Origin of the sequence: Sporosarcina sp. P3 (assembly GCF_002743415.1) — a bacterium.
GTDB lineage: Bacteria > Bacillota > Bacilli > Bacillales_A > Planococcaceae > Sporosarcina > Sporosarcina ureae_A.
In genome coordinates this window covers 217,591-236,781 of the sequence record NZ_PDZE01000005.1, presented here as the reverse complement: position 1 = coordinate 236,781, position 19,191 = coordinate 217,591, and the positions used below count along the sequence as shown (strand labels likewise).

Here is a 19,191-nt window from a genome sequence, read left to right as displayed (position 1 = left end):
GGAATTGTGTGGGGACCTGGTACCCGTATCGGCACCCGTTCCGTGGCACCCGTTCCGCCCGGCACCCATCCCACCATACCCACCTCAATGTTTCCCCATCTCCCCCGAAATCTTCTCAGCCACTTCAACGACTCTCTCGATAAACAAATCTTCTTGCTCAACTGTTACCTGGCTCTCAATCGCCTCTACGCTTACCGCAGCAAGTACGCGTCCTTCGAAGTCAAATATAGGAGCAGCGACCGCAACAGTGCCTACTGTTTTCTCTCCTTGACTGATTGAAAAACCTTTTCTTTTAATCTTTCGTAATTGTTTCTTAAGTTCCTCTTGCTCTTCCATCGTTCCGACCAGTTGACAAAGGATCTTCTCTGTTTCTTTTTGAGGTAGATTTGCAAGCATCACCTTATTGGCCGCTCCAAGATGCATGGGAATTCGCTCCCCAATACCGTCTATGATCCGAATACTGCGCGGGCTATCGATGCGGTCAATAATAATGGAAACAAGTTCGTTTGGTACATTCAAATACACTGTCTCACGCACATCTGCGGCTAGTTTCTCCAAAATCGGCCGTGCAACGGTACGGACATCTAGCTTCTCATATTTTTGCAAACCGATTTCTACCCATTTATAGCCTAGTTCGTATTGTTTCGTCTCTGAGTCAAGGGAAACGAGGGCGTGCGACTCCAACGATTGTAAAAGCCGATAGACTGTGCTGATTGGTAAACTGGTAGACTCGGCCAACTCTGCTGGCAACCATTTAGTCTTCTGTGCATCTGACAGCACATTTATAATTGCCATTGCCCGATCAATCGATTGAATCATAGCCATTTCTCCTCCTGTCTTTTAAATAGTGTATCAAATATCTCCCATTTCGTCCGCAGTAAGTTCGTAGCCGTCTAAAAGTTGTAAATGATGTTGACATGAACCACCTTAAAGAGCTAAAATAAAAGTATTATTCCGAATTGTGGAATCAATTCCACTATGCGGAATAAAGTAAATACCTTGCTAATCAAATGACTGATCTGCAATAAATTCTTAAACCCACTGAATTGAAATGATAAAGGGAGGAATACATTATGTATGAACAGCTAAAAAATATGAAGACACAAGAGCAAATTGAATTAATTACTCAATACCTTGTTGGATTAAATAGCATTAACGGTACTCTCGGAGAAGTGCGTATTGTCCAAGAGATTTACAGAATTCTATCCACATTCCCATACTTCCAGGAACACCCGGAAAATCTCTGGTTGCAGAAGATTCAGCATGATCCGATTGGACGTCAGAATGTCTTTGCGTTTGTTGAAGGTGCACATCATTCTCCTCAGACCGTGTTATATCATTCCCACATTGACACAGTCGCGGTTGAGGATTTCGGACCTTTAAAAGAACACGCATTTTCACCAAATGAGTTGGAAACTTTCTTCTGCAACTATGACAGCGACCCAGACCTACAAGCCGAAGCATGTTCCGGTGACTGGATGTTTGGCCGCGGTTCAGTTGATATGAAAAGCGGAGCTGCTGTTCACATCGCAAATATTCTTTACTTTTCAGAACATCTGGAAGAGCTGGAAGGTAATGTGCTTTTGCTTTGTAATGGAGATGAAGAAAGCGAACATCGTGGAATGGTCGGGGCACTAAACGAACTTAACCGCATACAACTTGAACTCGGTATTCATTTCATCACTGCAATCAACACTGATTTCATCACGCCACTATATGACAACGATACGAATCGCTATATATATACAGGCGCTGCCGGCAAAATTCTACCGTGCTTCCATATTTATGGTCGTGAAGTACACGTCGGGGATACTCTTTCTGGTATTGATCCGAACTTTATTTCAGCTAAAATTACTGAACGCATTCATAATCGCTACAAGCTTGCCGAAAATATTCCTGGCGAGATGGTCTTGCCACCGACTGTATTGAAACAGCGTGATATGAAAGAACTGTATACTGTTCAAACAGCTATTTCGAGCCATCTGTACTTTAATTGTTTCGTCTATGAAGATTCCGTTGGTACTATTTTGGAGAAATTTATGCGGGAAGCGAAGGAAGCTTGTCTGGAAGCCGAAACGTATCTGAAAGCACAGTTTGAAGAGTATACTCAAGTAACGGGCCTTCCGACTCGTGATTTATCGTGGAAAATTGATGTCACTACTTATGAGGATTATGTCGCTTACCTGGCAAGTCGAGACATTAATGTACGTGCAATCATTGATGGTGTTCTTGCAGAAATGCAAACGAGTGACTTACGCGACCTCTGTTTTGAGATTGTCAGCGCACTTCAAGCAGCAGATCCTGAAAAAAAGGCACGGGTTATTTTATTCTTCGCTCCGCCATTTCTTCCACATAACTATTTGAGGGCTGAAGATAATCATGACACACATATTCAATCTGTCATTTCCAGGGTACTAAAAGAGGTCGGTGACACGACTGGTGAAAGCTTTGAATTAAAAAAGTTTTTCCCCTATCTTGCTGATGGTAGCTTCTTGTCACTGCATGAAAAAAAGGATGAACTGGATCCACTCACACAAAACCTCCCAGAATGGGGCAATGTGTATGAAATTCCTTTTGACACCATTAAAAAACTAAATATCCCGTCTATTAATATGGGCGTATACGGTAAAGACGGACATAAGTGGACAGAACGTGTATACAAGCCTTATTCATTTGGTATATTGCCAGACTTGATTAGAAAAACTACAGTCAGAATGCTCGAGCAACAAACGAGTATGCATATTCCTAAAATCGGTTGAGCGAGTAAATCAACTAACAGCGGCCCACAAATCCTTAAATGGACAGTGGTCCACTTTACGTCCTGAATCAATGGCAAAAAGAGCCTGCATCCCCTAATTCATCGAGGATGAAGACTCTTTTTTTGCGTTGGATCGCATCTAGATATGCAGTACCTACTCAATGAACTTCACAACTTAACACCATTGACAATTTGACATTTACAGTAGTCGCCTTCTGCAAAGTGTTTTACATTCATTGCGCATTCCACCGTCGCCTCGCGTAATGATTCCTGCGAGTAATAGGCGATATGTGGAGTAAGTATAATATTTTCTCTCTGGACAAATGGATGTGTGTGCAAATTCGGATCTTCTTCTTGTAAAACATCAGCAGCATAATATGCCATCTTCCCCGAATCAATCGCATGAATAATAGCATCCTCATTGATCAATTGACCCCTTGCCGCGTTAACTAGGATGACTCCGTCTTTCATCTTGGCAATACTAGAATAATTGATGATTTCCTTCGTCTGCTGATTGGCTGGCAAATGAAGACTGATTAAATCAGACTGTTGAAGAACATCGTCCAAAGAAAGAAGTTCTACACCGTATTCTGCTGCTATTTCAGCACTTACAAACGGATCATAAGCTACTACGTTGCAATTAAAGGGTCTTAAACGCTGTGTCACAAGCCTAGAAATATTTCCGAACCCTAGTAGACCGACTGTTTGGTTCTCAAATCTTCGCATAGCCGGAAACAAGTTAAAATCCCAAACCAGATCTTCTTTCACGCTTTTATTGAAAGGTAGGATCATACGGTTCAACATGATCAGCATACCTGCCGTATAATCGGCAACCTCTTTGATACAGTATTGCGAGACATGCGTAACAGCGATATTTTTCTTTCTGGCATAGTCAATATCTGCATAATTAAAACCAATCGTTCCGAAAGCAAGTAATTTTAATTTAGGAAGCGCATCCAGTACGCATTGCGTAAATGGTTCATATGCACAAATGACAGCATCTGCGTCACGGCAGTTTTCAATAAGTTCATCTTCCGTTGCAGAGGGGATCACAAGTATCTCCAACTCATTACCAAATATCTCTTTTTCTATCTCCAATGCCCCCGGAAATGTAAAGGTACGCACAACTTTAAACAATCACAATCGTCTCCTTCAATGAAAGCTTATACATACCCTGCTGTCTACTTACTTGGTAAATGCAAGTGAAAGAGCTGGGAAGTACGTGATAATCATTAGCCCTACTATTACGTATGTGATAATCGGAATCATTTTCTTGATAATGTCTTCCAATGGAGTTTTCCCGACGTTGGAAGCTATGAACAAATTCACACCAAAAGGAGGAGTGATAAAACCGATGGCAAGGTTAACCACCATAATGATACCGAAATGAACCGGATCTACGCCCGCTTGCTGTACGATCGGCAATAGAATGGGTGTCAACATGGCAAGGGCAGGAATCGTATCAACAAATGCACCTACTACAAGTAGAAATAGGTTAATTAAAAGAAGAATCACGATTGGATTAGACGAAAACGAAGCGATGGATTCGGCTATAATCGCGGGAATTCGTTCAACTGATAATAGATAGGCAAAAGCGATGGACGTTCCAATCATATACATGGTAGCGCCTGTTAGGTTGATGGTTTCAAGCAAGCTCTCCTTGATTTCTTTCCACTTTAATTCCTTATGAACAAATGCGCCAATGATATATGAATAAATGATAGCCACTACAGATGCTTCGGTAGGAGTAAAGATTGAACCGTAGATTCCACCTAAAATAATAATAGGAGCAAGCAGTGCCCATTTTGCATCCCAAATGGATCTCATTAATGCAGAGAAACTAACATCAATATCTTCTTGGACAATCTCATCGCCCTGCTTCTTAATTGTCCTGTAAGAGACGAACATCAAAATCACTGCAATTAATAGGCCTGGCAAAATACCTGCTTTAAATAACTCACCAATGGATGTACCACTGATGACACCATAAAGTATTAACGGAATACTTGGAGGGATAATAACGCCAATACAACCAGCTGCTGCGGTAATCGCCGAAGCAAAAGCAGGGTTGTAATTTTTTTCTTTCATAGATGGAATCATGAATGACCCAATCGCCCCGACGGTAGCAGGTCCCGAACCTGACAACGCAGCAAAAAATGCGCAGGCGACAACCGTGACCATCGCTAACCCCCCAACCATCCAACCGACAAGCTGTTTGGCCAGGTTCAATATCCTCTCCGAAATACCACCCTTCCCCATCAACAGACCACCTAGCATAAAGAAAGGTATAGCCATGAGCGGAAAGGAATCAAGAGAAGTAAAAAGTTTCTGAATAAGCATGGGCAGACTGACTGAGTCTGAGAAAAAAATAACTAGCATCGAAGATAGACCAATTGCCACTCCAATAGGTACACTTAATAGAATAAAAACAAAAAGACTTCCAAATAAGATCAACATAGTCATATGCATCAATCCCCACTTACGACAATTTTCTCAGGCTTGAAAATAAAGTACAGTCGTTGAACTAAACGAATAAGCATTAACACTCCACCGATTGGAATGATCAAGTATACTACCCACATTGGTAATCCAAGCGTGGAAGTTTTTTGTCCCATTAATTTAAGAGTTTGCACAACCTGTGTTCCGACTATAGCCATCACAAATGCAAATACAGACCACAATAAAACCACAAGTACTTGTACTACTTTTTGTACATTCACTGGAAGTCTATCTACCAGTAAAGTGATTTTAATATGATCATTTTTACGAATTGTGTAACTCATACTGATCCACGTAATCCAAATAAGCAAATAACGTGCCAGTTCAGCACTCCAGCCAACCGATATATTGAAAACATAACGAGACAGAACTTGAAGAAATACCAGCGCTACAATAAAGAGCGTTGAAATTATAAGTAACCATTCTTCCATTTTAATATCTATGAGCTCTTTCCATTTCAAAGCGGATCCCCTCCTTAAAGGAAACTGTAGGATTTATAAAAAAATAGGAGGCTGGCCGCCTCCTATTTTTTATTATTCGCTATAGCTTTTAGCTAAATCAATTAAATCTTTTCCGATGATATCTTCATACTTTTTATAAACCGGTTGAACCGCCTCGATAAATTTCTCTCTTTCATCCGCTGTCAGTTCAGTAACTTCAATTAAATTCTCATCTTTAAATTTAGTAGTCATGGATTCTTCGTCTTCATCAACAAATTGATAATAGTCTGCCTCTGTTTTTTTACCAGCTTCAGTAATAATATCTTGAATATCAGCAGGCATCTCATCAAATAACTTGTTATTGAACAAAATAGCTAAACCTGAATACTGATGGCTTGTTAATGTTAAGTATTTTTGTACTTCGTAGAACTTACTTGAATCGATAAGTGATAACGTGCTATCCATACCATCGTATGTCTTCTGTTGCAATGCGCTGTATAGCTCACCAAATGCTAACGGAGAAGCATTTGCGCCAAGAGTATTGAAAATATCCTGTTGAATTTCAGACTCTTGTACTCGAATTTTTAGGCCTTCCATATCTTCTGGCGTTGTGATTGGCTTTTTATTGTTTAAAACATGTCTAAATCCATCATAACCATAACCAAGAGCTTTTAGATTGATACTTCCTAAACCATCAGAGAGCTCTTTCCCTAAATCACCCGCTAGAGCTTCTCTAGGTGCTTCTTTATTTGCGAATAAGAAAGGAAGATCTAGTACATAGAAACGTTCATCGAAGTTTCCTAGTGACGGTGATCCCACCATACTGATATCCGCATTTCCAAGCTGTATAGCTTCAATAATTTCACGGTCTGAGCCATACAACTCACCATTCGCAAACACTTCTACTTTTACCTTGCCATCAGAGTTCTTCTCTACTTCATCTTTAAAAACAAGAGCTGCTTTATGAGCTGGATGATCAGTTGGTACAATATGTGGAAACTTTAACGTATACGTAGCATTTCCACCCTCCACTTCTTCGCCTGAAACAGGTTTGACGTTATCACCGGAACAAGCAGACAGGAAAACCGCCAATACTGCTGACATTGCTGTCAATAACCATTTGTTCTTCATACAATTACCCCCTATTTTTTTCGTAAGTATGGAACAAAGATGAGAATGTTGACTTAGTTAAAAACGCAGTGACAAGCAACTTAAACCGCCATCATGTTTCTGAAACTCTGTCATCTCTACTTCAAGTACATTAAAGCCTGCTTCTTCTATTTTCTGCTTTGTTTCAGGAAAACCGCTAGGAACGATCACTTTGTCATTCACACGAATAGTATTTGCTGTATATTCTTCTTCAGCCGGCACAACTATTTTTTTATATTCAGCAAATGCCGGATGGTTGATAAATTCCCCGGCTACAACTACTGTTTGATCACCAAGGAATGTAATCCCCGTTTTCAAATGGAAAAACTCTTCCAGCGTTGTAATCGTTACATGATATCCTGCATCTTCAAGAATTTTCTTAAGCTGATCCGCTCCTTCTTGATTGGTCCGATCGGATATACCAATATAGAAGTTTTTATCAATTTGCATAACATCTCCGCCATCTAATGTGCCAGGCCCTTGTATATAGCGGAACTCATCGTAATAATTCTTTAGCACCTCTTCTATCTCAATAATTTCTTTGTTACGTGAATCTGCTCCAGGGTTTGTAATCACCGCGAACTCCGGTACGACTACTGCCGCATCTTCCACAAAGCAAGAATCCGGAAACTCTTCACTCGGATCCAGTTCATGTACTGCCACTCCACAACTTTTAAGTGCCTTCACATATTCTTCATGTTGTTGAAGAAGCTTTTCATAGTTTGGTTCCCCTAAGTCAGAAGTCGTCAATCCATTCAAATAGCTTTTTCCAGGTTTCTTGACAATTGTCTGTTTAAATAACATGTTGCATTCCCCCTACTTTTTTATAAAACTAGATGTAAACGTTTTCAAATATATTCAAATTCATTAACGAAAATGCTTTCCACTGTGCGGAAAGTTTTTGTTGTAAATGGGATATATTTTCATTATAATGAAACAGAATTGAATGTCAATACGAAATTTTCAGTTATATGGCAAATTTATTTTTCCTTCTAAGGATCTTAAATATTCTTTTTCTCTATTAAATTTGATTGTAATGAAAGGCGGGTTGCGAATGCAGACGATCACTCGGGCGATGAAAATAATTGATTGTTTTATCTCCAGTGAACCCAATCGTTTCTTATCGATTACCGAGCTCTCCAAACAATGTAATTTACCTGTTAGCTCCATTCATCGCATACTTAACGCAATGATTAAGCATGAATTAATACAACAAGATCAAGAGCGTAAATTATACGGACTCGGCATCACTTGGTTAGAATACGGCTTAAAAATGTATGACACGATGGATTATGTCAGTGTGGTACGGCCTGATTTAGAATCCTTAATGAAGCAAGTAGAAGCTAGCGTATATTTACGAAAGCCCATTGGTTCGGAATCCATCATCATTGAACGAATTGATTGTACAAACCAAACCATTCTGGCTCATGAAAAACTAGGATTGCGCTCTTCTTTACACGAAGGTGAGGCTAATTTGGCTATGTTAGCCCATATGAAGAGAGAAAAAGTAGAAGAAATCATTCAAGAGCTGATTCCAGAAAACAAAAAAGACGACTTTTTTCTTCAGTTACATCACATCAAGCGAGATGGCTATGCCATTGGCGAGGACAATGAAGACCAGATCACTACAGTTGCAGCACCTGTAGTGAACCACTACGGGGATATTATCGGAGCAGTGAATGTGAAGATTAAAAGTTCCACAATGACCGCCGAAAAAAAAGAACAGGTCATTAACGAGGTCACGAATACAGTCAACAAAATCTCATGGAAAATGGGCTATCAAAATTAAAAGCATAGAGGGGAAGATCCAATTATGAAACATTTACTGAATAAAAACGTGAGAAATATCGAAATCTCAGGTATTCGTAAGATCTCAAACTTGATAGATAAATCATCTGACACCGTCAATATGACTTTCGGACAACCTAATTTTCCTACACCTGATTACATTAAGAATGCTGCGATTCAAGCGTTGGAGGACAATCATACAGACTACACAGAAACTGCCGGAGTATACGAACTCCGTCAGGCCGCTTGCGAGTACGTGGAAAAGCTGTATGGATTGAAATACAACCCAGAAAACGAAGTCATTGTCACAGTAGGCGCTAGTGAGGCTTTGGATATTGCACTACGGACGATCCTTGATGAGGGTTCTGAAGTCATCATGCCTGCTCCCGTGTTTGTTGGCTACGAACCTTTGATTAAAATGTGTAACGCAAAAGCTGTCTATGTAGACACAACGGATACTGATTTCAAAATGACCGCCTCTATGATTGAAGAGAAACTAACCGACAAAACCCGTTGTGTTCTACTGCCTTACCCAAGCAATCCAACTGGTACTACCTTGACTAAAGAAGAAGTCATAGAGATTGGTGAATTACTTCGCGGAAGAGATATCTTTATTATTTCGGATGAAATTTATAGCGAACTAGTCTACGAGAGTAAGCATTTTTCAATTGGTGCAGTGCCAGGATTAAAAGATCAAACCATTATCATTAACGGTCTCTCCAAGTCCCATGCGATGACAGGATGGAGAATTGGTTTCGCTTTTGCGCCCGCTTATCTAGTAGATCAGTTTTATGCCGTTCACTCGTTTAACGCTATTTGCGCACCTTCCATTAGCCAATATGCAGCCATTGAAGCGTTAAGACAAGGCGCAGATCATGAAGAGATTGTGATGATGAAAGAGGATTATAAAAGAAGAAGAGACTTCGTCTACTCACGAATCAAAGAGATGGGGCTGAACGTGACTAGACCTGAAGGTGCTTTTTATATTTTCCCTTCCATCAAGAATACGGGACTAACTTCTGAAGAATTTTCCACCCGCCTACTTGAAGAAGCGAACGTTGCCGTCATTCCCGGCAGCGCATTCTCTTCATACGGTGAAGGGTATTTACGAATTTCCTACGCACAATCTATGGAGGAATTAGTAAAAGGCATGGATGGTCTCGAGCGCTTCTTAACTAAACTGGCGCAAGAAGCGTAAATATATTTCACTACATTTTATAAGCGTGCCTACGCGAGAAACCATCCAGATAGTTTCTCGCATAAGCACGCATTTTTCGTTTACATTATATGATTGGTGAAATGTTCGTTCATCCACTCTATTTTCTGGCCTACGTTAAGGTCTTTATCCCTTCAAAAGACACTTGCTTCCTCCTTGTATCACTTCCCTGATAGATGGATTTTACAATCGTATTCAGGTAATTGTGTGGGGTCCTGGCACCCCCTATTAAACACCTATTGCCCCCCGGGACTCAATCGTTTTTCAGAACGCTGATCCGCCAATAATTTTTCCAATTTACAACGAATCACCTCTGTCTCATCCGTTGCATAAGCAGGATCAGCTAAATTCTTCGTCTCTAACGGATCTTCGGCCAGATTGTAGATTTCAAATTGATCGCAAACCGGCTCTGTCTTGATGATCTCCACCAAGCACCCATTCTTCTCAACCAGTGTCGTATCACTGACTCCGGGATCCAACCAAAATTGAGGGTTGTCGAAGTATCGGGCGAATTTCCAAATTTCATACACATGGTTGCATCCCGTTTGAAATGAAGCAAAGACGGCTTCGATAGAGCTTGGTTGGACAACCTGTTCATAGGGACGCCCAGTAATCGGGTTGGTTTGGTGGAGCCCTTTGAAGACATTATCTTCTGTCATGAAATACAGCGGTTCATTTGCTCGGAAGAAATGGTCACGGCCGTAAATGAGCGGTGTTAGATTCCTTCCAACGAGCGGCTGTACATCTGTATGATCGCGGGATAGCTTGCGTTGTATGGCCGCAACGTCAATTCCAGCTAAACCTAGAAGAGTAGGTAGAATATCAACGTGACTCGTTAGCATGTCTGTAGATTCTGCTTTTTTGAAAAGTGTTGGGCTATGAATGATGAGAGGAACATGAATGGATTCTTCGTACATCGTGTACCATTTCTGATATAGGCCGCCATGTGCCCCCAGTTGCTCGCCATGATCCGAAGTGAACACAATGATCGTATTATCCAAAAAACTGGATTGTTGAAGAGCGGTTAGGACTTTGAGGAGTTCATTATCCACTTCTTTTTGAAGACTGTAATAAAGCTGGCGGTAAAAGTTATTGTCATGTATAGGCTGAAGTCCTTTTGGATATGTTTGTCGATAACTTTCCTGTACTGACGGTTTCGACTGCAGCGATTCGTGAACAGTTGGCGCGGGCGGGATATAAGGTAGTGTGGGATCCACTTCAAAATTAAAGTTGGGAGAAATGGCCGAAAACAGTCCATACAATGCAATGTCATGCGGGTTGACGAATGAACATTGAATAAACCAAGGGGTATCCTTTTTATCACAATGTCTATCTTTATCTAGTTGTTTTATCAGTTTCACGGTATCCGCTGCATACACTTCATCACGTCCACTCGTTCCCGTGCCTGCAGATGAAGCGGAGTTTCTGGGATCCGCACCATGCGGATCTGGACCAATCCACTCGGAAAAGCCGTATTCATTCAGACGGTCTGCTTTTCGATATATCCTTTCGTCTTGTTTATTAGGCACCCCCGTATTTGGATCATAACTAGGCAATGAATTTTTTGTTCCTGGAATAAGGATATCTGGTTCCGACGCATGCCATTTCCCTTTCCAAAACGTTTTGTAGCCTGCAGCGCGGAAGTAGTCCCCTGTAGTTGGAACTGTATTCGGATCCAACCAGAATAAATCCGCATCGAAAGAACCCTTTGCGGCACCCGGCGTTTGCGTGACACCATGTAATGAAGGATAGTGCCCTGTATATAATGACGTCCGGCTAGGAGAACAAGCCGTACTCGCTGCATAATGGTTCAAAAATGAAAGACCATTTTTTCGTAATAAATTCTGCGCAACTAAATTCTTTCTTCTCCACTTTTGTATCGCCTTTGTTTCATAAACTGGCGGAAATCGATCCTGGTCCACCATTAAAAACAGAATGTTCGGTTGCGACTCTCCATAATGGAATTCGTTTGTCATACATCATTCCCCTTCCTACTTTTAGTAGTGCTTTTATAGGTTATGTTGGGAATAGGAATATGATTGAGTGAATTCTTTGGATAAGTTGAAATTGATGATGTACTATGTATGACTTGTGATGTAAACCGTTTGTGTCACCAAAAAACGTCAACTCTAAAGTTCAGAGTTGACGCTTTTTCTTAATTTATAGGAGGACCCATCTCTTCTGTATTCGTTTACGTAAATTGTGTGGGAATTGTGTGGGGACCTGGTACCCATATCAGCAACAAGTCAAACAGAATAATACACCCCCTCCTTCCTTTCATAACGCACTGGGACGGAGTTGCCATTGTCCCCTTCAAACTGAAGGGTTTGCGTATCCAGTTGACCCACGAGTATAGAGAACGAATGCCTGTCTTGTCGCGGAGGCAGAAGGGAGTAATGGATAATATCGTGAATAAGGGAAGATAGATCCTCATAAGACGTAAACACATAGTATTCATTAACCAAATAAGCTGGCATCTTACTCATCTCCTTTAGTTTACAATCAAGTAGACGTTTTTTCAGAAAGGGTTTCGACTTTTTCTATGGATCAATAGTATAAAGTACTTGTATATGAAAGTATGAGTACGCTACGTTAAACAGAGTATAGCAAGCTATCCTTACTTTTTTCTTACATGTAAATGATTGAAAGCTAAAAAACTGACTGACTCCATTCTGCCCCGGGACACGCATGCATCCATGTATATATAACAAAAAGAGCATAGAAGATTGGTATTCATTCCTCTACACTCTTGTTTATGATGTCTCAGACTCACTTACATATTTTCTTTTATCAAGTTCTCCAAGTCTTCTTCCCTAATTATCGGCTTGATTTTATCAATCAAATTCCCCAATTGAGTTATACACGTATTCCTCTCATAATAGTTGACTAGTTCGTTAATCAGACGGACGTATTGTTGATAATAGCTTTCCGTTTCACCCACGCACCAGATATAGCCTTTCCCATCGAACAATTCTCCTTGATACAAGGTGACGGCTTTTTCAAACTCCTCGAGGTTTTGGCTGTTGATTTTCAGTTTTTTGTCCATAAAATGATCGAACTCGATTACATCACAGTGAACTCCCGGTAGCATGATTTTATACATGCCGTTTTTCCTTTCCAAATTGACAGGAATGCCGGCATTTTTTAATGTTTTCTTGAGCCGGAAGATCATCGTGTAGAGATTTTGTTGAGACTTTTCCATAGAAGATTCTTCCCATAAAATATCAATGATCTGCCACTTGCTGATGCCTTTCTTTCGATGCATGATCAATAAGGCAAGGAGTTCTTCGAGTTTTGCGGTCATAAATTCGGTTCGGGAATTATTCATACGCAAATGCATGTTGCCGAACAAACAAATCTCGCCCACCGTTTTCGTCTCGTCTCGCGTCATCCTCTTTATTTTGTACACTCTATTCAAAACTTCTTCTACCGACTGCTTGTCTACCGGCTTCAAAATGTAATGAATCGCATTCAGCTCGAAAGCATGCATCGCATATTGCTCGTATGCCGTGACAAAAACAATCGCCATTTCATCAGGATTGTGAGTCTGGATGAGTTTTTCCCCTAACTCCATTCCATTCATTTCGGGCATGTCTACATCCAAAAACAACACGTCCGGCTCCAATCGAGGAATTTCAACTAGCGCGAGTTCAGGATCCGTAAACGTACCGATTACTTCAATACCGGTTGTCTCCCCGACAACTTTCTTTAAGTAGTTTAATACTAATATCTCATCGTCCACCAATACCGCTTTAATCATCGGTCGTCTCCTCCTGGTCATCGTGTAAAGGAATAATAAAATAGACGTTCGTTCCTCCGGGATTTGTTTCAAAGTGTAGCCCGGTTTGATAAAAACTTTGCAACCTCGTATGGATATTCGCCAAACTTATACCGTTACCTGTCAGCGATTTCAGGTTTCGTTCCCCGCTTCTAATGGCATTCAATTGATGCGGATCCATGCCTTTGCCGTTATCTTGTACGCACACATATATACCGTGATCTTGTTTTTTTAACGTCAATTTCAATATGCCACCGCTTTTATTTTTTAAGACACCGTGCCTGATGGCGTTTTCAACAAGAGGCTCGATAATGAGAGGAATGATCTTGCACGAAAGAATTTCTTCATCGACGTCATAGACCATGTCAATCCGGTCGCCGAATCGTACTTTCTCGATCTCGACATACGCTTTGATCAATTTCAATTCATTCTCGATCGTGACGTAATCGGTATGGATATCTATTTGGAAAGACCGCTTCAGGTAGTTCGACAAATCGGACAGGACCTTGCCTGCACGTTCCCCGTCCGTATAGCAAAGACTTATAATGCTGCTAAGCGTGTTAAATAAGAAGTGGGGTTTAATTTGCGCTTGTAAAAAGGCCAATTCATTTCTCTCTGCGATCTTCGTCGTTTGATCGAGCGTAGAGAACGTTTCAACCAACTGCGTCGACAATTCTTCATTCTTTTTGTAGGAGCTCGTATACCGGAAAATCAACAGGACAGACATAGCAATGCTGTAGACGGCGATTGTCAGGAAGGAAATCAACATGTCCTCTTTTAATCCCGTACTGTATAAAATCATGTCAAACCAAAATAAGTAGACGCTAAGCAATGATATAATCATGGCAATATGTTCTATACTTTCAATTTCAGGTCCGCTTTTTTTGATAAACAGGCACAGCACTTTTAGCCATACAAAAAAGTAAAAGACGACTGTGGTCACCATGTAAAACTCTAGTATATTGGAGTAAATAGTCATGGGAAGCAATAGAATGATTACAATAAAAATACTGTAAAAAATCAACATACCATTACGTATTCGATTGGATAAAAAGATGGGGCTGATTTGATTGAGCACGATCAACACCGTAATAACGGTAAAAGCACTTATTAAATGCCCAAAACGAAACGTGCTGTCCATGCTCATCATCGGGGTGATCACGGTAATAATTCGTTCGCTGTATATGCTGCTCATAATTCCATAGAAAAGACAGCTCAATGCAAGCGGTAGCGTGGCGGGCTCCTTCTTTCGATAATCCGCATTGACCAAGAACAAGAAAAGATAAAAAAGACCGATGATCACTACAAAAAGAATCATGGCAAACTCAAACAGGAATTTCTGCTGATGCAATTGTATTATCTCATCTTGTGTTCCAAACGTGATCGATCTCGCTATACCCCCAACGATAAAATCATGATTGGCCGCTTGAATAATAATTTCCGCCGTTGAACTCTCCAATTCAAAAAAAGTCGCCACCGAGTTATTACCCGATACATTCGCTTTCGGCGACTCTGAAACCTCACCATCCTCCAACACCAATTCTCCATTGATGAATATCCGGCTCGCATTTCGTATATTCGCTTTCAACAAACCAAAATACTTCGTATCTGACGGTATATTTGTAACCACCATCCTGTACGTTGCATAGCCCGTACGTTCATACGTATTGCCCTCTTGATCGTGCAACCAATTTCCCGGAACAACCGTATACTGCAGATCGTGCTGCGGATCATTCATAAAATCTTCAGGATTCCATAACTGTTTCCAATAAAACTCCCACTCTCCATCGAGGGCAATTACGCCTTTCTCTAGAAAATCTGTCTCGGAAAGATCAACTTTCCCGTGGCTGATGGAAGCGTCTCCCTTTAGGGCATGTGAATAATAATAGGCAAGAGCTACCAACGTTATGACAATGACAATAACAAAGTATTGCTTACTACGTTTCAATAGTCTCACCTTCTTATCCTTTATTTCTTATTATTCTACCATGGAATGAAGACCTTACTAGTACTTAATATATATATATTTCGAATTTTCTTTTAAGCGCAAGATGATCATCCAAACATTCCGTATGCAAGTGACTTTCATCGCACACGGCGATCCATCAGCAGTAGATCCTTACTGCCTATTTCTCCTAAAGTCATTTTATAATACTATCAAGTTACTTAATAGTATTATTTTGATTTAAGGAAAAAAGTATCCAATAAACAAAAACGCTACTTGACTGATTTTCTCAGTCAAGCAACGTTTTGTATGATGCCCACATATAGTTTTTTACACGATTAACTTAAACGTATCTTCCATTACATACAATGTTTCGTAATAGACTGCCAAACCTTTAATCCAATGAAATTCGGCAAGTGAATCATAGTCTGATTCCATTTCAATACATACTTACAATCCGTTGCAGTTTGAGCGATTTCCGTGATTTTTGAAGGAGCAAGCGGATTTTCCAATATTCCAAAGCGGTCAAGATGCATATAATGCTCCTCTTTTCTCTCAGCTCCAATATCTGCGACTTCCACTATTCCTGTAGCGATGCCACGTGCAATAATTCCTTGCCCATTACTGTACAAATACACAATATCTCCCGCTTCCATTTCATCGATAAAATATTTCCACGGGGTATAATAAGCCGCCACCTTTTGTTGCGTTAACATTTCTCCTTCGTTCGCAGTGTTGTTGGATTTATTCGTATTTACAATATATGTTTTCGGCATGTCTACATTCTCCTATCCACTGGATTGTGTGTCTAAGCGGGCCTCAACGCATACCCGACAACACACGTTCATAACGCTTCACTTCATTGGTCTTTCCATCGGTAAAGTTACCAATCACATCAAACTTCAATCGGGCTACTTTGGCTAATGGGGTAGTATCTTTATTCTGCAAGCTTTTACTGATCGTCATGTAATGCACACCCTCTTCCCAACTGCTGTTAGGCTGAATATATAGCTTATTTGGCGTTAAAGGATCGACTGTGGCAGTGAATGCTGTGATGGGATCTGAATGCTCTGGTGAGCGGGAAATCAGTATATCTTTGCTGTAGTCCTTCCCAACCTTTAAATCCTGACTAAAAGTAACAGTGAATACTTTGTTTTGTCCTACTGACAGATCAGGGTGAGTACCTATAAACTCGGGTGGCGCTCCGCCTATGACGGTCACGGTTGAACTTGCTGTAAAGCCACCATCATTCGTAGTTACGGTAATTGTTGTTTTCCCAGCTTTTTCACCTGTAATGATGCCATACTGATCTACTGAAGCTACAGTTGGATTGGAAGAGGACCACGTCACTTCCTTGTTTGTCGCGTCTATAGGTGAAATTTGTTCGAACAAAGCAGCCGTTTTCGATTTCGAATTCCGGGCAACTTTTACGGTCGCTTCCTTGGTCAAGCTCTTGCTCTTATACAATAGCTTTGCAGAGCCGTAGCCCGTCGCATAGACTTTTCCTGTTTGATCTACAGTCGCAACTTGTTCATTCGTAGAACTCAGCTGTGCATCTGATTCTATGTCCATAACGAACTGGTCATTCAACCCGACCTTCATAAATATACTATCGAATAAAAAGGTAGGGACAGGTTCAGGCTTCGGCTGACTAACCGGTGTAAATAGTGAGGTAATCATGTATTCGGCATCAGTGAATAAGTATTTATACGGTGAGGACTGAAGAATGACTAAGTAGTAATCACCTTTAGGTAATTGTTTTGAGTAATACATATCTTGCCTGCCGCCTGAAGTAGTAGTCAATCTAGCTACGTCAATCAGCTCCTGCCGGGCATCATGAATTCCTACAAATAAATATTCATTATCTTGGTGGCTAATATACGAATCATCAATCCAGCTGGCAATCATGGAGAACGTCCCTGGCGTATCCAAAGTAAAACGATAGTGATCCATATCGAAATAATAATCTGTTATCGTACCTACGATGCTATTTCCAAGAGGCAAGCGATTAGCAGTCATGAACGTATCATTTGGTTCCGATTCAAAATAAACCGCTTTCTGACGCCGCAGAGATTCCAATTGCTCAGACACGCGTTCAGTACTGAATGCTGTTTTCTGTTGTGTATCCAAATCTATCGTTACATTTTTATGACGAATGTTTACTCCCGTAACAGGAACAACCGCTGGCAGCAGTTTATCATTCAATTCCTCCAGATTTAGAAGGCCTGCACCGTAATGCGTATCCTTGCCAGGCTGACCCAAATCCATTGCTGTTCCTTCTAAATACGCTTTGACTTGTGCCGGCGAAGCGTCTGGTTGTAGTGACTTCACAAGTGCGGCTGCCCCTGCTACAATTGGCGAAGAAAACGACGTCCCGCTTGCCTGTTTATACGTATTCGTCAGTGCTGTCGTATAAACGCCAACCCCCGGTGCTACTACATCTACATACGAATTATAATTCGAAAAGGAAGCGCGTCTGTTTTGTTGATCTGTTGCACCGACGGAAATCACTTCAGGATAAGATGCCGGATAATTGACCGGGTTGCCTTCTAATGCTTCATTCCCGGCCGAAGCCACAACCGTAATTCCTGCCCTGACAGCACGCTGAACGGCATTCTGTTCCAGAATGGATGACTGGTCATTACCTAGACTCATATTGATCACGTCTACTTTTCTCTCAATTGCATAATCAATGGCTCTAATTGAATCCGATACATAACTACTACCGGACAGATGAGACACTTTTAGGGGTAAAATTTTCACATCATACGACCCAGCAATTCCAGTAATGCCTATGCCGTTCCCTGAGGAAGCAGCTATGACACCTGAAACGGCAGTTCCGTGACCATTGACATCTGTCACGTCCATCGTATTATGAACGAAGTTGTAACCCCCCTGCTGAATACGTCCTTGCAAATCCTCATGATGAATAGCAATACCCGAATCTATGACAGCCACAACCGCGTTTTTCTTTTGTTCTGCAACTCGCATCCAAATCGGCTGTGGCTTCACTTGTGGGACCCACCATTGAGTATAAAGATATGGATCATTCGTCGAAGAGTGCAAATCTCGCTTGTAATTCGGCTCAACAATTAATACATTTGGTTCTTCTTTCAATTGTTCCGCCATCTTAAGAAGATCTTCCCCCTTGTCCAAGCGCCACAATTCCACATGCTCCGCAATCTCTTCTCTGCTTTCCACTCCAGTAACATCAGTGGAAGAAGAAAATGATCGATGACTTTCTGCAAACTCCACTAAAAGTTCTCTCTCTTTAGCTTCTTCCTCTATTTCGGCACTGACTTGCACGGAACTGAATGCATACACCACAAAAAGACTCAGTAATACCAACAAGGTTGGCAGCAATCTACTCCACTTTTTCCCCAAGCTATCCCTCTTCTCTACTTTTCTAACTATATCTTACCATGTATATCCAATTAACAGAATCTTAATATCCAGTATGATTATCTCTTATTTGCTATCTTTTAAATTATTACTCATCGCGTATATGCCGCCTTGATTGGATGAAAAAGCTATCCAACTAATTTCTCGGTTGAAGAGCTCCTCGCTGACTTGCATTCTATAGACTTGCCCATGCTGAGCGCACAAAAAGAGCCTCCC

14 protein-coding genes are annotated in these 19,191 nt (G+C 41.0%); 3 read left to right on the top strand and 11 right to left on the bottom strand.

What is annotated here, in order from left to right; translation table 11 throughout:
- Positions 1 to 84 precede the first annotated feature (84 nt).
- Complete coding sequence (locus CSV61_RS08645; protein ID WP_099638887.1) at positions 85 to 825, bottom strand: IclR family transcriptional regulator; 741 nt, start codon at positions 823 to 825, stop codon at positions 85 to 87.
- Between the two features lie 248 nt (positions 826 to 1,073).
- Between CSV61_RS08645 and CSV61_RS08640 the strand changes: the two genes are divergently transcribed.
- A complete protein-coding gene (locus CSV61_RS08640) occupies positions 1,074 to 2,759 on the top strand; it encodes a M20/M25/M40 family metallo-hydrolase (RefSeq protein ID WP_099638886.1) in 1,686 nt (561 codons plus the stop codon).
- Between the two features lie 167 nt (positions 2,760 to 2,926).
- Here the strand turns inward: CSV61_RS08640 and CSV61_RS08635 are convergent, their stop codons facing one another.
- From CSV61_RS08635 to CSV61_RS08615, 5 genes are all read right to left on the bottom strand, one after another.
- Complete coding sequence (locus tag CSV61_RS08635; protein WP_099638885.1) at positions 2,927 to 3,895, bottom strand: C-terminal binding protein; 969 nt, start codon at positions 3,893 to 3,895, stop codon at positions 2,927 to 2,929.
- A gap of 48 nt (positions 3,896 to 3,943) precedes the next feature.
- A complete protein-coding gene (locus tag CSV61_RS08630) occupies positions 3,944 to 5,221 on the bottom strand; it encodes a TRAP transporter large permease (protein WP_099638934.1) in 1,278 nt (425 codons plus the stop codon).
- Positions 5,222 to 5,226: 5 nt separating this feature from the next.
- Positions 5,227 to 5,718, bottom strand: coding sequence for a TRAP transporter small permease (locus CSV61_RS08625; protein WP_099638884.1), 492 nt, complete (start codon positions 5,716 to 5,718; stop codon positions 5,227 to 5,229).
- A gap of 72 nt (positions 5,719 to 5,790) precedes the next feature.
- The gene (locus CSV61_RS08620) at positions 5,791 to 6,828 is read right to left on the bottom strand and encodes a TRAP transporter substrate-binding protein (RefSeq protein WP_099638883.1); all 1,038 of its coding nucleotides are present in this window, start codon (positions 6,826 to 6,828) and stop codon (positions 5,791 to 5,793) included.
- Between the two features lie 57 nt (positions 6,829 to 6,885).
- The gene (locus CSV61_RS08615) at positions 6,886 to 7,650 is read right to left on the bottom strand and encodes a dimethylarginine dimethylaminohydrolase family protein (protein WP_099638882.1); all 765 of its coding nucleotides are present in this window, start codon (positions 7,648 to 7,650) and stop codon (positions 6,886 to 6,888) included.
- 250 nt (positions 7,651 to 7,900) lie between these two features.
- On the opposite strand from CSV61_RS08615, the gene CSV61_RS08610 reads away from it, so the two are divergent.
- Entirely contained in the window at positions 7,901 to 8,635 is a 735-nt protein-coding gene (locus CSV61_RS08610) for an IclR family transcriptional regulator (RefSeq protein WP_158233812.1), read from the top strand.
- Between the two features lie 24 nt (positions 8,636 to 8,659).
- On the top strand, positions 8,660 to 9,832 hold the full coding sequence (locus CSV61_RS08605) for an aminotransferase A (RefSeq protein WP_099638880.1): 1,173 nt from the start codon (positions 8,660 to 8,662) through the stop codon (positions 9,830 to 9,832).
- A gap of 254 nt (positions 9,833 to 10,086) precedes the next feature.
- On the opposite strand, the gene CSV61_RS08600 is transcribed toward CSV61_RS08605, so the two are convergent.
- From CSV61_RS08600 to CSV61_RS08575, 5 genes are all read right to left on the bottom strand, one after another.
- Positions 10,087 to 11,826 carry a sulfatase family protein gene (locus CSV61_RS08600; RefSeq protein WP_099638879.1) on the bottom strand — a complete coding sequence of 580 codons (1,740 nt, stop codon included), beginning with the start codon at positions 11,824 to 11,826 and terminating at the stop codon, positions 10,087 to 10,089.
- A 797-nt stretch (positions 11,827 to 12,623) separates the two neighbouring features.
- Entirely contained in the window at positions 12,624 to 13,610 is a 987-nt protein-coding gene (locus CSV61_RS08590) for a response regulator (RefSeq protein WP_158233811.1), read from the bottom strand.
- Positions 13,603 to 15,576, bottom strand: a complete 1,974-nt coding sequence (locus CSV61_RS08585; RefSeq protein ID WP_099638876.1) for a sensor histidine kinase — start codon at positions 15,574 to 15,576, stop codon at positions 13,603 to 13,605. Before CSV61_RS08585 ends, CSV61_RS08590 begins: the two co-directional genes overlap by 8 nt.
- 356 nt (positions 15,577 to 15,932) lie before the next feature.
- Entirely contained in the window at positions 15,933 to 16,349 is a 417-nt protein-coding gene (locus CSV61_RS08580) for a hypothetical protein (protein ID WP_099638875.1), read from the bottom strand.
- Between the two features lie 43 nt (positions 16,350 to 16,392).
- Entirely contained in the window at positions 16,393 to 18,957 is a 2,565-nt protein-coding gene (locus CSV61_RS08575) for a S8 family serine peptidase (RefSeq protein WP_099638874.1), read from the bottom strand.
- Between the last annotated feature and the right edge of the window lie 234 nt (positions 18,958 to 19,191).